The sequence below is a fragment of the Streptomyces roseolus genome (assembly GCF_014649855.1).
In the GTDB taxonomy this organism is placed as follows: Bacteria; Actinomycetota; Actinomycetes; order Streptomycetales; family Streptomycetaceae; genus Streptomyces; species Streptomyces roseolus.
The window spans coordinates 115,018-129,237 of sequence record NZ_BMTV01000025.1 but is presented as its reverse complement, the minus strand read 5'-3'; the positions used below and the strand labels follow the sequence as shown (position 1 = coordinate 129,237).

Here is a 14,220-nt window from a genome sequence, read left to right as displayed (position 1 = left end):
CGGCACCGAAGAGCTCCGCGAGCTTCTCGTCCCACTGATCGGGAACGACCCCGCGGACGTCGTACGCCTTCACGATCGCGGCCAGCGAGGCAGCGGGGGACGACAAGACCTTCGACACGTCGAGCTCCTTCAGGCGGAGGGGAGGGACGCCGCCGGACGCTACCCGCGCTTCCATCCCACCCGCCCGCAGACCGCCGATTCACACGACGGCTATGGCACCTCGCGGCTCACCCCCCGACACGGACCTCACCCGACTCCGAATCCGACCCCGAATCCGTGTCCGTGTCCGACTCGGGAAGATCGAACCGCAGCGAGTCCCGGATCTCGGGCGCGGCCACCGCGGGCAGCAGGTATCGCCAGAGGGAGACGACCCGCTGGGGCAGGTCGCGCCGCTCGGACGACACCTGGGAGAACAGCTGCGCACCGGTGAAGGAGCTCACGAGCACCCAGGCGAAGTCCTCGTCGTCGAGGCCGGGCAGGAGCTCGCCCCTGGCGCGGGCGAACCGGAGCTGCTGCCGGAACTCCAACACCCAGGCCTGGTAGGCAACATCGTCCCGCAAACCGAACTCGCCCTGCTCGACGGCGAGTCGGACGCCGGCCCGCAGCAGCGGATTGCGCCGAAGCTCGACGGCCAGGTACAGGGTGATGTCGATGAGCCGCTGGAGCCCGTCCTCCCCCTTGGGGAAGTCGAGCCCCTCGCCCTGGCTGACCATCACGGAGTAGGCGAGCTCCTCCTTGGAGCCGAAGTGGAAGTACATGCCTCCCTGGGTGACTCCGGCCCGCTTCATGATCTTGCTGATGCTGGCCCCGCTGAACCCGAACTCGTCGAAGACCTCGGCCGCGGCGCGCAGGATCACCGCTCGGGTCTGCACCGCCCTCGGTTGCGGCGTCCTCTGCCGGTTCCCGTCTGCCACGTCCCGCTCCCCTCTCGACAAAAAAAACGAACATCCTCTATTTTAGGGCGTGTGCCCGGTCAGGGCCATCCACACAGCGCACGACACCTGGGGGAATCCGATGACTCCATACGTCGATCACACCGTCTTCGCGAACCACGCGGGTCTGAGCAGCGCGTTACCGAGGGAGTACGTGCACAAGAGCGCGCACTCCGAAGTCCTCCTCACCGGCTGGAAGACGGAAGGCCCCGACACCTTCACCGTCACCGCCCAGTGGCCCCGCACCCACGCGTTCTACGCGCCCACCGACGGCCGCCACGACCCGCTGCTGCTCGCGGAGACCGTCCGCCAGGCCGTCCCGCTGCTGAGCCACGTCGCCTACGACGTGCCCTTCGGCCACCGCCAGATCTGGAACACCTTCTCCTTCACGCTCGACCCCGACGCCCTCGCCGTCGGCGCCACTCCGGCCGAGGTCGACATGCACGTCAGGTGCACCGACGTCACCCGCCGCGCCGGCCGCCTGCACGGCCTCACGATGCACGTCGAGCTCACCCGCGACGGCGCCCCCCTCGGCACCGCCGAGGCCGCGTTCACCAACCAGCCGCCCCACCTCTACCAGCGGCTCCGCGGACCGTACGCCGACACGGCCCGCGCCCTCTCCACGGCCCTCCCCGCGCCGTCCCCGCTGCCTCCCCACCACGTCGACCGCGACCGCCGCACCGACGTCGTCCTGGCCCCCACCCCGGCGCCCCACCGGACCCAGCTGCGCATCGACCCGACGCACCCGGTGCTCTTCGACCACCCCGTCGACCACGCCCCCGGCATGCTCCTCATCGAAGCCGCCCGCCAGGCCGCCCACCACACCACCCCCGACGGCCACCCCACCGCCGTCCTCACCGGCCTCCACACCACGTTCCACCGCTACATCGAACTGGACGCCCCCTGCTACATCACCACCCGCCCGACCCCCACCCACACGGTCGAGATCCAGGCCACCCAGAACGACCACCTCTCCTTCGCCGCCGCCGCCACCCTCACCCCCCGCACCACCTGATCACCCCGCCTCCCCCCACCCCCCACAAACCGAGGCGCCCCCACCACCCCCCATCCGCTAGGCTGTGACCGGCCATCCCCGCCTCCGTAGCTCAGGGGATAGAGCACCGCTCTCCTAAAGCGGGTGTCGCAGGTTCGAATCCTGCCGGGGGCACACGGCGTGAGGACCCCTACCGGGCTCGGTAGGGGTCCTCGTCGTTTTCTCGGGGCGGCCGGGAGGGGTCAGATCGCCTCGGGGCGGTAGGGGGCGATCTTGAGGGTGAATTCGAGGTGTTCGGCGGCCGCCCTGGCCACGCGGGTGGCTTCTTCGGGGGTTTCCGCGACCGCTCGGGCGAAGGCCACGCGGGATTCGGAGGAGGTCAGGCCGCCCGCTTCGGTGCCGGGCTTGGCGAGGAGGGTGACCTGGGTGACGCCGGGAAGGGCGCGGGCCTCTTCGAGGCGGGCGACGTGGTCGAGGACGCCGGTGGTCTCCAGGGCGACGAACCAGACCGCCGAGCAGCGGGGCGGGCGGGGCTCGGCCAGGGTGGCGCGGACGGCCGGCAGGACGCTCTCGCCCAGGGTCTGGCGGGCCGCGCAGTCGTCGATGTCGACGCCGGTGGCGTCCCGGACCAGGGCGGGGATCTCGTCGCCGCCCATGCGCACGTGCGTCTCGATCAGGCGCGGGCCCTTCTCCGTGAGGCAGATCTCGGAGTGGGTGGGGCCGAACTCCACGCCGAGGGCGTCGAGTACGGCGCCGACGTAGGCGTGGATCCGGTCGCGGTCCCCGGCGGCGAGCGGTGCGGGCGTGACGTGGCCCAGTTCGACGAAGGTGGCCGGGTCGGAGAACTTCGCGGTGATCGCGACGACCTGGTGCTCGCCAGCCTCCGAGACGGCCTCGACGCTGAACTGCGGCCCGTCGAGGAACTCCTCGACGAGGACGCCCGCGTTCGGCAGGTCCCCGTAGCTGCCGTCGGCCCGGGCGAAGGCCTCCGCCAGTTCGCCCTCGTCGGTCACCTTGGTGATGCCGGCGCTGCCGGAGTTGGAGACCGGCTTCACCACGCAGGGCAGGCCGTGGCGGTGGACGAACGCGCGCAGTTCGTCGACGTCGGCGACGCGGGCGCCGGCGGTGGAGTCCACGCCCGCCTCGCTCAGCCGGGCCCGCATGGCGCGCTTGTCGTGCACCAGGTGGACGGTGTCCGGGTGGTGCGCGGTGAGCCCCAGCGCCTCGGCGATGAGGGCGTAGTGGTTCTGGTTGCGCTCGCCGAAGGTGCCGATCCGGGTGAACGGGTCCCGGGCGTGGACGGCCGCCGCCAGGTCGACCCACTCCTGCTCGGGGGCGTCGTCCCGGAGCCCCAGGACGCGGGCGTTGTCACCGGGGGTACGGACCCGGCCGACGGAGTCGAGGCGGCAGAACACCGTCGTGCGGGCACCCGGGTGGGCGGCGCGGATGCGGGCGGGGAAGTCGCGGCCGGTGCCGACGATCAGGACGTGCTCGGACAAGGCGGCTTGTCCCTTCCGGGTGGGAGGTGAAAGGGGAACGGGGGACGGGAGCGGGTCACTCCCAGCGGGCGTGGTGGTTCCACCACTCCGTCGCTTCGGCCAGGCGGGACTCCACGTCCTCCGTGGTGTCGGCCTCGACGAAGGCGCTGGCCACCGCGTCCGCGGCGGACTCCACGCCCCGGCCCGGCGTCCCGGCCTCGCGCAGCAGGGTCAGCTCCACGCCGGGGACCGGGCACGGGTCGGCCGGCGGGACGAAGACGCCGTGGCCGGGCGACAGCAGGACGTGGCCGACGGCCCGGGCCGGGGCGGCCGGCTGGGTGGTGAGGGTGAGGGGCAGCCCGCACTGCGCCCGGAGTCCTTCGCGCGCCAGGTGGACGCCGAAGGCCCTGATGTACTGGTCCGCGATGAGCCCGCCGCCGGCGCGGCTGGCGATCTCGCACAGCACGGGGACGCCGTCGGGGCCGACCCAGGCCTCCAGGTGGAAGGCCAGGGGGTGCGGCGCCGGGGGCAGGGCGGCGACGACGTCGGCGGCCAGGCGCTGGAGGGCGTGGGTGGCGGGGGCGTCCGGGGCGAGCAGGACGCTGCCGGTGTGGAGGTCCTCGCGGACGCGTTCGGCGAGGCCGCCGGCGTAGCGGGAGGGCCAGGAGTGGACGATCCGGCCGTCCCGCATGATGCCGTCCACGTGGTGGAAGTCGCCGTGGGCGAGGCTCTCCACCATCCACTGGCCGGGCAGGTACGGCACGTCGGAGCCGCGTTCGCGGGCGAAGAAGGCCGTGACGTCCGCGGGCTCGCGCAGGAACGCCACCCCTTCGGCGCCGGCGCCGGAGCGCGGCTTGACGACGACGGGCAGGCCGTGGGCGTCGACGAAGTCGAGGAGGTCCCGCGGGCTGTCGACGGCGGCGAAGTCCGGGACCCGGATGCCCGCGGCCCGCGCGAGCTCCTTCATGACGACCTTGTCGCGGTAGGCGGTGGCCGAGGCGACGTCCTGTCCGGGCAGGCCGAGCCGGGCCCGGAGGCGGGCGGACCGCAGGACGTCGCTCTCGCTGGTGCTGGCCACCAGGTCCGCCCCGTACGCGCGGGCGGCCTGCTCCGCGATCTCCTCCGTGACCCAGCCGTGGTAGTCGTCGACCAGCCGGTGGCGGGGGAAGGAGGCGGCCAGGACGTCCTCGGCGCCGGCGACCGCCTTGGGGGTGGTGATCAGGACGGCGTCCTCGGGACGGTCGAGCCACTCCTGGAGCGGGCGGCCGGTGAGCGGCTGGCGCGAGAACAACAGAACGGTGGGCATGTGTCAGGTCCTTGCTGGAAGAGGGGTCGTGACCGGCTGCAGGTCCCCGTGGCGGTGGACGAGGCCGTCGCCCCGCTCGCCGTGCTCGGCCTGCTCGACGGCGCCCACCAGCAGGTGGTGGTCGCCCAGGCGCACGGTGCTGTGGCGCGAGCACAGCAGCCGGCCCAGGCAGCCCGCCAGGTACGGGACGCCGTACGGACCGGGGTGCCAGGCGGTCGGCGGGGCGAAGCGGTCGGCGCCCGGGGTGGCGAAGCGGACGGCCGTGTCCGCCTGGCCGGCGCCGAGCAGGTGGATCGCGAAGTGCTCGCTGTGCGCCATCTTCCGCCAGGTGGAGGAGGTGTCGGCGAGGGCGACGGCGACCAGGGCGGGGTCGGCGCTGAGGGAGGTGAAGGAGGTGACGGTCACCCCCACCGGGGCGCCGCCCGGCCCGGCGGCGGTCAGGACCGTGACCCCCGACGGGTGGGCGCGCAGGACGGAGCGCAGGGCCGTCCCGTCGACGGTCATACGGCGCTCGCCGGGGCCGCGGAGGAGCCCGACGCGCCCGAGGATGAGCCCGCCGGGACCGGAGGGGCGTTCGTCGCCGCCGGGGAGGCGCTCGCCGGGGCCGGCGGGAAGGCGGGACGGGGCAGTCCGAGGTTGTCCCGGAGGGTGGTGCCCTCGTAGCGGGTGCGCACCAGGCCGCGGCGCTGCAGTTCGGGGACGAGGAGCTCGACGATGGCGTCCAGGCCGCCCGGGTGGTAGTCCGGCATGATGTTGAAGCCGTCGGCGGCCTCGTTGACGAACCAGTCCTCCAGCTCGTCCGCGATGGTCTCCGGGGTGCCGAGGAGGAAGCGGTGGCCGCGTCCGGCGGCGACCGCCAGGTACAGCTCGCGGATGGTCAGGCCCTGCCTGCGGGCCTGTTCGTAGATGACCTGCTGCTTGCTGGTGCTGCCCTCGATGGCGGGCAGTTCCGGCAGGGGGCCGTCCAGCGGGTGTCCGGTGAGGTCGACGTTGCCGAGCTGGTACGAGAGCATCCCGAGGCCGACCACCGGGTCGACGAGGGACTGGAGGGTCGCGTACTTGTCCTCGGCCTCCGCCAGGGTGCGGCCCACCACGATGAAGGCGCCCGGCAGGATCTTGACGTGGTCGGGGTCGCGGCCGTGGTCGGCCACCTGCTTCTTCAGGCCGCGGTAGTAGACCTGTGCCTGGTCCAGGGTCTGCTGGACGGTGAAGACGACCTCCGCCCAGCGGGCGGCGAAGTCCTGTCCGTCCGGGGAGGAGCCGGCCTGGACGATGACCGGGTGGCCCTGCGGCGGGCGGGCGACGTTCAGCGGGCCCCGCACGGAGAAGTGCTCGCCCTTGTGCCCGAGGATGTGCAGCTTCTCGGGGTCGAAGAAGCGGCCGGACTCCTTGTCGTAGAGGAAGGCGTCGTCCTCCCAGCTGTCCCACAGGCCGGTGACGACCTCCATGAACTCCCGGGCGCGGTGGTAGCGGGCCGCGTGCTCGGGTTGCCGGTCCAGGTGGTAGTTGCGCGCCTCGGCGTCCGTCGCGGAGGTGACGACGTTCCAGCCGGAGCGGCCGGCGCTGAGGTGGTCGAGGGAGGCGAACTGCCGCGCCAGGGTGAAGGGTTCGTTGTAGGTGGTGGACGCGGTCGCGGTGAGGCCGATGTGCCGGGTGTGCACGGCGAGCGCGGACAGCAGGGTCAGCGGCTCGAAGTGGACCATGCGGCCCTGGCGGCTCAGCTCGTCGGCGTCCTTGTACCTGGTCCGCACCCCCGCCCCGTCGGACAGGAAGACCATGTCGAACATGCCGCGCTCGGCGGTCTGCACCAGCGAGCGGTAGTAGTCGAAGTCCAGGCCGCCGTCGGGGCGGGCCTCGGGATGCCGCCAGGCGGCTATGTGGTGCCCGGGCGCGGGAAGGAAGGCGCCGAGCTTCATCATGCGGCGGTGCGGACTCACCAGGGGTTCTCCACGGTCGGCAAAGCAGGGGCGGGTGGGACGGGTGGGACGGGTGGGACTGGGACGAGCGGGACGGAAGGGAAGCCGCCTCGGCCGAGGAGGCGGAAAGACCTCGGCCGAGAAGGCGGAAGCGCTCCCGGCCGGGGCAGCGGCGGTGCTCCCGGCCGCGGCAGCGGTCTCAGCCGAGGAGGCGGACCGGCGCGCCGGCCAGGTAGGCCTCGATGTCCTCGACGGCGTGCGTGTAGTAGGTGCGGTAGTTGTTCTGGGAGACGTAGCCCAGGTGGGGGGTGGCCAGGAGCCGGGGCGTGGTGCGCACCGGGTGGTCGGCGGGCAGCGGCTCGACGTCGTACACGTCCAGGCCCGCGCCGGCGATGCGGCCCTCCCGCAGGGCCTCCAGGAGGGCGTCCTGGTCGACGAGGCCGGCCCGGGAGGTGTTGACCAGGTACGCGGTCGGCTTCAGGAGCGCGAGTTCGGCGGGGCCGATCAGGCCGCGGGTGCGGTCACCGAGGACGAGGTGCAGGGAGACGAAGTCGCTGGTGGCGAGGAGTTCCTCCTTGGAGGCGGCCCGTCGGACGCCGACCTCGGCGGCGCGCTCGTCGGTGAGGTTCTGGCTCCAGGCCTGGACGTCCATGCCGAAGGCGAGCGCGACCTGGGCGACCCGGCTGCCGATCTTGCCGAGGCCGAGGAGGCCGAGGGTCCGGCCGTGGAGGTCGGCGCCGACGGTGGACTGCCAGGGGCCGCCGGTGCGCAGCGCCGTGTTCTCGGTGACGATGCCCCGGGCCAGGCCGAGGAGGAGGGCCCAGGTCAGTTCGACGGGCGGGGTGGAGGTGCTGGCGGTGCCGCAGACGGTGACGCCGTTGCGTGCGGCGGCCGCGTGGTCGATGACGCTGTTGCGCATGCCGGAGGCGACGAGGAGGCGCAGGCGGGGCAGCCGGTCGAGGAGGGAGGCGGGGAAGGGGACGCGTTCGCGCAGGGTCACGACGATGTCGAAGTCGGCCAGCGCGGCGGCGAGTTCGTCCTCGGTGGCGAAGTGTTCGGGGAAGCTGACGACCTCCACCCGGTCCTTGAGGGGGCTCCAGTCGGCGGCGGTGGTGGCCACCTGCTGGAAGTCGTCGAGTACGGCGCAGCGAAGGCTCATGTCAGTCCTTGTCCCAGGTGATCGGGGTCGGATGGAGGGTAGCGGCGCCGATGCCCGGGCCGGTGGGGAGGGCGAGGGTGCCGTCGTCGACGCGTATCCCGGTGAAGGGGTCGTCGCGCAGGCCGACGGGGCCGTCCAGGTCGAGGTGGTCGGCGAGCGGGGCGAGCTGGGCCATGGCGGAGACGCCGAGGGCGCTCTCCACCTTGCAGCCGAGCATGGTCCGCAGGCCGCAGGCCCGGGCCAGCAGGATCATGCCGTGCGCCTCGGCGAGGCCGCCGCAGGTGACGAGTTTGATGTTGACGCCGTCGACGTGGCCGCGCAGGCGCAGGACGTCGTCGGCGGTGGCGCAGTCCTCGTCGGCGAAGACGGGGACGGGGGAACGCTCGTGGACGTGGCGCAGGTCGTCGAGGCGGCCGGGGGCGACGGGCTGTTCCAGGAGTTCGACGTCGTGGCGGTGGAGCTCCTCGGCGACCCGGAGGGCCTGGTCGCGGTCCCACGAGCCGTTGCCGTCGACGCGGATGCGGCCGGGGTAGACGGAGCGGAGGACCCCGGCGCGGCTGCCGTCGTCGCCCGGGGTGAGCTTGAGCTTGAGGACCGGCCAGTGGGCGAGCGCGCGGCCCCGGCGGGCCAGTTCGTCGTCGGGGCAGGCGCCGATGGACAGGGCGGTGGGCGGCACGGGCAGGCCGTCGAGACCGAGGAGGTGGCGCAGCGGGCGGCCGGTGGCCTTGCCGAGCAGGTCGTGCAGGGCCATGTCGACGGCCGAGCGGGCCGCCGGGCCGATGGCGGGCAGCGCGTCGAGGGCGGCGCGCAGCCCGTACGGGGAGGCGCCGGCGAGGGCGGGCGCGCAGGCGTCGAGTTCGTCGGGGTCGGCGTCGCGGGCGGTGCCGAGGCCGCGCAGTCCGCCCCAGGCGAGTTCGACGACGCGCTGGCGCACTTCGGTGGTGACGCCGGTGTTGCTGACGAACGGCTCGCGCAGGGCGATGACGATCTCGTGGTGGGCGAGCCTCATCCGAGGACCTCCTCGAACGCGGCGACCGCTCCGCACGCCTGACGGAAGGTCAGAGTCCGGAATCCGTCGGGTTCGACGGGGACGGCGGGTTCCCGGACGGTGCCGTCGGCCGGTACGCCGCTGCCGCCGGCGAACCGGCCGCGCAGGTACGGCGACAGCAGCTCGGCGTGGCCGTCCAGCCAGCGCAGGGTCGTGTCGTGGGCGTCCGCCGGGTCGGCGGCCGCGAGCCGGGCGAACAGGCCGGCCATCAGGTCGACGTCGCGGGGCGAGGTGCTGGGCGGGCAGAGCATGAAGGTCTGGGCGGGCAGCAGGACGAACGCCACGGGGCGGGCGGCCTCGAAGTGCTCGACCAGCGGGTCGGTGATGGCGCGCAGGGACCGCACGGTGGAGCGGCGCGTCAGGTAGCCGTGGCGCCGGGGCGGGCAGCCGGCCATGGCGCGGGCGCCCCAGTGCAGGTGGGTGATGAAGGGCTGTTCCGGCGGGCCGGGCGGGGCGTCGGGGTGGTGCATGTCGAGGAGCGCGAAGAGGACGTTGGTGAGCTGGAGCGACATCACCGGCAGCAGCGGCGGCAGTCCGGGCAGCCGGGCGAAGAACGCGGCCGGGTCGACGAGCGCGTGGACGGTCACCATGACCGCCTCGGCGAGCGCGCGGGCCGACGGGTAGTACTGGTCCTCCAGGAGGTAGCCGGGGCCTTCCGGGCGCACCCGGCAGCGGGCCACCTCGCCGTCCGCGCGGACCGCCTGGCTGATGAGTTCGGCGAAGGCCTGGTTGCGGCCCTGGGCGGCGGCCTGCTCCAGGAGCAGGGTGAGCATGTCGGTGACGAGGCCGGCGCGGTCGGTCAGGGCGGTGGCCCAGTGCCGGAAGCGGTAGCCGGGCAGGGCCTCCATCCGCTGCCGGTGCAGGTCGACGAGGGGGACGAGCTCCCCGTCGACCTCGGCCTGCACCAGGGGGCAGAACAGCGGGGCGGAGCGGTCGCGGCGCGCGTAGCGGGAGCCGTCCCAGGTGTGCAGCGGCAGGACGTGCCGCTTGCCCTGGTCGATGAGGGAGCCGGGCTGGTAGGCCTCGTCGCCGCCCTCGGTGTCGGCCTCGGTGCGGGTGAAGCCGTAGATCAGCGGGTAGCCGTGGCCGCCGCCGCAGATGGCGGTGTTGAAGTCCATCGGCCCGGCGCGGCCGGCCGCGATGTCCTCCCAGTTGCCCAGGTGGCCGGTGCGCGGCGGCAGCAGCGACAGGTCGTCGGCGAGGGCGTCCAGGAGGGTGCCGACGGGCAGGTCGTGGGTGCCGGTGTGGACGGGGACGAAGGTCTTGGCGCCCGCGGCGAGGGCGTCGGCCTCGACCGCGGCGCGCAGGCCCAGGGTGTCCAGGATGTGCGTCACGCGGGGTCCTCCGGTCGTGCGCCCATGGTCCGCAGGAGGTGGGGCAGGGTGCCGCCGGCGAGCAGGACGTCCCATTCGCCGGCCGACCGCACGTCGGCCCGTACGGCGAAGGCGGTGCCGTCGGCGGTGACGCGGGCCTCGCCGCTGTCGCGGACCCGCGACAGGTCGACGTCGAACTCCTCGCGGCCCGTCAGGCCGAGGTCGCGCCAGCTCCGCCCGGCGGGCAGGAGCAGCGGCAGGATGCCCATGGCGCACAGGTTGGCGCGGTGGATGCGCTCGAAGTCCTCGGCGAGGACCGCGCGGACGCCGAGCAGCCAGGGGCCCTTGGCGGCCCAGTCGCGGGACGAGCCCATGCCGTAGCCGCGCCCCGCCAGGACGATCAGGGGGGTGCCGCTCTCGGTGTAGCGCCGGGCGGCGTCGTACACGGGCAGCCGTTCGCCGCCGGGCAGGTGCAGGGTGGTGCCGCCGCTGTCGCCGTCGCCGACGAGCAGGTTGCGCAGGCGCGGGTTGCTGAACGTGCCGCGGGCCATCACCTCGTGGTTGCCGCGCCGGGAGCCGTAGGAGTTGAAGTCCCGTACGCCCCTGGCCCGCAGGTACTCCCCTGCCGGGGAGGCCGCCGGGACGGCGCCGACGGGAGAGATGTGGTCGGTGCTGACGTGGTCGCCGAGGGCCACCAGGGCGCGGGCCCCGGTCAGGACGGGCAGCCCGCCCTCGGAGTCGACGTACGCGGGCGGCCGGATGTAGGTGGAGGCGTCGTCCCACGCGTACACCTCGCTGTCGGGGGCGGTGATCGCCTCCCAGGCGGGCTGCGGCGTGGCGTCGGGCGCGAACACCTCGGGGGTGACGTACCGCTCCTCCAGTTCGCGCAGCTCGGCGGCGTGCGGCCACAGGTCCCGCAGGTGGACGGGGACGCCGTCGCGGTCGACGCCGAGCGGCCGGCTCTCCAGGTCGGTGCGGACGTCGCCGACGAGGGCGAGCGCCACGACCAGGGCGGGCGAGGCGAGGTAGCCGGCGCGGACCTGGCCGTGGACCCGGGAGGCGAAGTTGCGGTTGCCGCTCAGGACGGCGGCCACCGTCAGGTCGCCGCGGTCGACGGCCTCGCCGACGCCCTCGTTGAGGGGTCCGCTGCCGCCGTTGCAGGTCATGCAGCCGTAGCCGGCGACGTGGAAGCCGAGGGCCTCCAGGTCGGTGAGGAGCCCGGCGTCGGCCAGGTAGCGGGTGACCGCCCGGGAGCCGGGCGACAGGCTGGTCTTGACGTGGGCGGGGACCCGCAGGCCCCGCTCGACGGCGCGCTTCGCGAGGAGGCCGGCGGCGAGCATGGCCTTGGGGTTGGAGGTGCTGGTGCAGGAGGTGATGGCGGCGATGACGAGGTCGCCGTCCTGGACGCCGCCCTCGCTCCGCGGACCCTCCGGGCAGAGCGCGGCCAGCGAACCGGGCAGTTCGCCCAGGGAGATGCGCTGGTCGGGGCGGCTGGGGCCGGCGAGCCCCGGGCCCACCTCGCTCAGGTCGAAGGCGATGGTCCGCCCGAAGACGGGCTCGGCGGCCTCCCTGAGCAGGCGCTGCTCCCGGCAGTACTCCCGTACGCGGGTCACCGCCGGCTCGTCGCGGCCGGTGCGCCGCAGGTAGGCGAGGGTCTCCTCGTCGACGGGGAAGAACGCCGACATGGCGCCGTACTCGGGGGCCATGTTGGCCACGGTGCAGCGGTCGGGCGCGGAGAGTTCGTCGACGCCGGGGCCGGTGAACTCCACCATCAGGCCCTGGACGTCCTCCTCGCGCAGGCGGCGGGTGAGCGCCAGGACGACGTCGGTGGGCGAGGTCCCGGGGCTGGTGGTGCCGGTCAGCCGCACCCCGACGATCGCGGGGATGCGGATGGCCTGCGCCAGGCCGAGCATCTGCGCCTCGGCCTCCAGGCCGCCGACGCCCCAGCCGAGCACGCCCAGGCCGTTGACCATGGTGGTGTGGCTGTCGGTGCCGAGGACGGTGTCGGGCACGAGGGAGCCGTCGGGGGCCTCGGTGACGACGGTGGCCAGCTGCTCCAGGTTGACCTGGTGGACGATGCCGCGGCCCGGCGGGATCACGCGCACGCCGTCGAAGACGCCTTCGGCCCACTTGAGGAAGGCGTAGCGCTCGCGGTTGCGGTCCATCTCCAGGGCCTCGTTCAGGCCCAGGGCGTCGGGGCGGCCCGCCCAGTCGGTCTGCACCGAGTGGTCGACGACCACGTCGACGGGGAGGGCGGGGTTGACGCGGCCCGGCTCGGCGACCCGGTCGCGGAGCACGGCCAGGTCGACCAGGAGCGGGATGCCGGTGTAGTCCTGCACCAGGATGCGGGCGGGGCGGAACGGCATCTCCAGGGCCGGGTCCTCGCCGAGCGCCAGGCGCTTGCCGAGGACGGCGGCCTGCGCGGGGTCCCCGGCCCGCAGCAGCGATTCCAGCAGGACGCGGCCGGTGTAGGGGACGGCTCCGAGGTCGAAGCCGTGCGCGGCGGCGAAGTCCGGCAGGCGCGCCGGGGAGGGGGAGGGTACGGACGCGGGGCTCATCGCGCTGCTCCCGAGGGGTGGGTGAGGCCGCGCGGGCCCGCGTAGGCGAGCAGCGGGCGGATGAGGACGTTGTTGGCGTGCTGTTCCAGGGCCTGGGCCACCCAGCCGGCTGTCCGTCCGATGACGAACAGGGCGACGGCCAGGTCGTCCGGGAGGCCGAGGAGGCGGTAGGAGAGGCCGGCGTAGAGGTCGACGTTGGGGGCGACGCCGTGCCGCTGCCGGGGCCGCATCGCGGCGGCGACCGCGTCGAGGACGTCGAGGCCGGTGCGGTCGCCGCGCTCCTCGCTCAGCTCGACGACGCTGGCGCGCAGGTGGCGCATGCGCGGGTCCTCGGTGCGGTAGACGCGGTGGCCGAAGCCCATGACGGGCTCGCCGCGGCTCTGCAGGGCGGCGACGTGCGCCTCGGCGTTCTCGGGGGTGCCGACCTCGTCGACGAGGGTGATGGCCCGTTCGGCGGCGCCGCCGTGCACCGAGCCGGAGAAGGCGGCGATGGCCGCGGTGAGGGCGGCGGTGATGTCGGCGCGGCAGCCGATGGCGACGCGGGCGGTGAACGCGGAGGCGTTGGAGCCGTGGTCGGCGTGGACGACGAAGCCCTTGTCGATGACGCGGACGGCGGCCGGGGTGGGCTCCTCGCCGAGGAGCACGGTGAGGAACGCCTCGGCGTGGCCGGCGTCCTCGCGGGGCCGGAGCGGTTCGCGGCCGCTGCGGAAGGCGTGGTGCGCGGCGACGATCATCGGTACGCGGGCGATGAGTTCGATGCCGGCCTCGCGGGCCTCGGTGAGGCTCTCGTCGGTGCCGGCCGCCCGGCGGGGGGCGAACGCGCCGAGCGCCGAGACGCAGGTGCGCAGCGCCTCCATCGGGTGGGCGTGCGCGAGGGCGCGGGCGAGGTCCAGGACCGGTGCGGGCAGGGTGCGGGCCGCGCGCAGCTGCTTGGTGAAGATCTCCAGGGCGGCCGCGTCGGGGAGGTGGCCGTGGACCAGCAGGTGGGCGACCTCCTCGAAGGAGGCGTGCTCGGCGAGGTCGTGGATGCTGTAGCCCCGGTACTCCAGGGTGCCTTCGGCGCCGTCGATGAGGGTGACGGCGGTGTGGTCGAAGGTGACGCCCTCCAGGCCCCGGTGGACGGTGACGGCGGCCGCGGGCGCGGCGTCCCCGGAGGCGGTACCGGGCGCGGTGACCCCGGCGGCCGTACCGGGCGCGGAGACCCCGGCGGCCGTACCGGGCGCGGGGGCGCCGGCGGCCGGGTCGGCCAGGCCGTCGGCGAAGGCGCGCACCGCGTCGAGCGTGCGCAGTTCCAGCATGAGGTCGTCGTCGACCTCGACGCCGTACTCCTGCTCCAGGGCGACCATCAGCGCGACGTGGCCCAGCGAGTCCCACTCGCGGACGGACTGGTAGGCGAGGTCCGCGGTGAGGCGGTCCTCGGTGATGCCCAGGGTGCGGGCGACGAGCTGGTCGACTGTGCTCACGATGGGCTCTCCTCGGGTCGCGGATCGCGGGTCGGGATCGTCGGGGTCGTCGG

11 protein-coding genes and 1 tRNA gene are annotated in these 14,220 nt (G+C 74.2%); 2 read left to right on the top strand and 10 right to left on the bottom strand.

The genetic code is table 11. The features are described from left to right. Positions 1 to 227 precede the first annotated feature (227 nt). The gene (locus tag IE245_RS27350; RefSeq protein ID WP_229851559.1) at positions 228 to 872 is read right to left on the bottom strand and encodes a ScbR family autoregulator-binding transcription factor; all 645 of its coding nucleotides are present in this window, start codon (positions 870 to 872) and stop codon (positions 228 to 230) included. Positions 873 to 1,014: 142 nt separating this feature from the next. Here IE245_RS27350 and IE245_RS27345 point away from each other — a divergent pair, with 142 nt between their 5' ends. Both IE245_RS27345 and IE245_RS27340 read left to right on the top strand, forming a co-directional pair. Then, positions 1,015 to 1,947 (top strand): ScbA/BarX family gamma-butyrolactone biosynthesis protein, encoded by a 933-nt coding sequence (locus tag IE245_RS27345; RefSeq protein ID WP_189952220.1) that lies wholly within the window; start codon positions 1,015 to 1,017, stop codon positions 1,945 to 1,947. Positions 1,948 to 2,027: 80 nt separating this feature from the next. Next, a tRNA-Arg gene (locus tag IE245_RS27340) sits at positions 2,028 to 2,100 on the top strand. A 68-nt stretch (positions 2,101 to 2,168) separates the two neighbouring features. Here IE245_RS27340 and IE245_RS27335 read toward each other — a convergent pair. From IE245_RS27335 to IE245_RS27295, 9 genes are all read right to left on the bottom strand, one after another. Beyond that, on the bottom strand, positions 2,169 to 3,425 hold the full coding sequence (locus IE245_RS27335; RefSeq protein WP_189952218.1) for an ATP-grasp domain-containing protein: 1,257 nt from the start codon (positions 3,423 to 3,425) through the stop codon (positions 2,169 to 2,171). Between the two features lie 55 nt (positions 3,426 to 3,480). Further along, complete coding sequence (locus IE245_RS27330) at positions 3,481 to 4,710, bottom strand: ATP-grasp domain-containing protein (RefSeq protein WP_189952216.1); 1,230 nt, start codon at positions 4,708 to 4,710, stop codon at positions 3,481 to 3,483. Between the two features lie 3 nt (positions 4,711 to 4,713). Further along, positions 4,714 to 5,214 (bottom strand): flavin reductase family protein, encoded by a 501-nt coding sequence (locus IE245_RS27325; RefSeq protein ID WP_189952214.1) that lies wholly within the window; start codon positions 5,212 to 5,214, stop codon positions 4,714 to 4,716. Next, on the bottom strand, positions 5,211 to 6,647 hold the full coding sequence (locus tag IE245_RS27320) for an LLM class flavin-dependent oxidoreductase (protein ID WP_308436633.1): 1,437 nt from the start codon (positions 6,645 to 6,647) through the stop codon (positions 5,211 to 5,213). The genes IE245_RS27325 and IE245_RS27320 overlap by 4 nt, the downstream gene beginning before the upstream one ends. A 178-nt stretch (positions 6,648 to 6,825) precedes the next feature. Then, on the bottom strand, positions 6,826 to 7,785 hold the full coding sequence (locus IE245_RS27315) for a D-2-hydroxyacid dehydrogenase family protein (protein ID WP_189952212.1): 960 nt from the start codon (positions 7,783 to 7,785) through the stop codon (positions 6,826 to 6,828). A 1-nt stretch (position 7,786) separates the two neighbouring features. Continuing rightward, entirely contained in the window at positions 7,787 to 8,794 is a 1,008-nt protein-coding gene (locus tag IE245_RS27310; RefSeq protein ID WP_189952211.1) for a dipeptide epimerase, read from the bottom strand. Continuing rightward, positions 8,791 to 10,167 carry a DUF6025 family protein gene (locus IE245_RS27305; protein ID WP_189952209.1) on the bottom strand — a complete coding sequence of 459 codons (1,377 nt, stop codon included), beginning with the start codon at positions 10,165 to 10,167 and terminating at the stop codon, positions 8,791 to 8,793. The genes IE245_RS27310 and IE245_RS27305 overlap by 4 nt, the downstream gene beginning before the upstream one ends. Further along, positions 10,164 to 12,704 carry an aconitate hydratase AcnA gene (gene acnA / locus IE245_RS27300; protein ID WP_189952207.1) on the bottom strand — a complete coding sequence of 847 codons (2,541 nt, stop codon included), beginning with the start codon at positions 12,702 to 12,704 and terminating at the stop codon, positions 10,164 to 10,166. Before acnA ends, IE245_RS27305 begins: the two co-directional genes overlap by 4 nt. Further along, entirely contained in the window at positions 12,701 to 14,167 is a 1,467-nt protein-coding gene (locus tag IE245_RS27295; RefSeq protein ID WP_189952205.1) for a citrate/2-methylcitrate synthase, read from the bottom strand. Before IE245_RS27295 ends, acnA begins: the two co-directional genes overlap by 4 nt. Positions 14,168 to 14,220 lie beyond the last annotated feature (53 nt).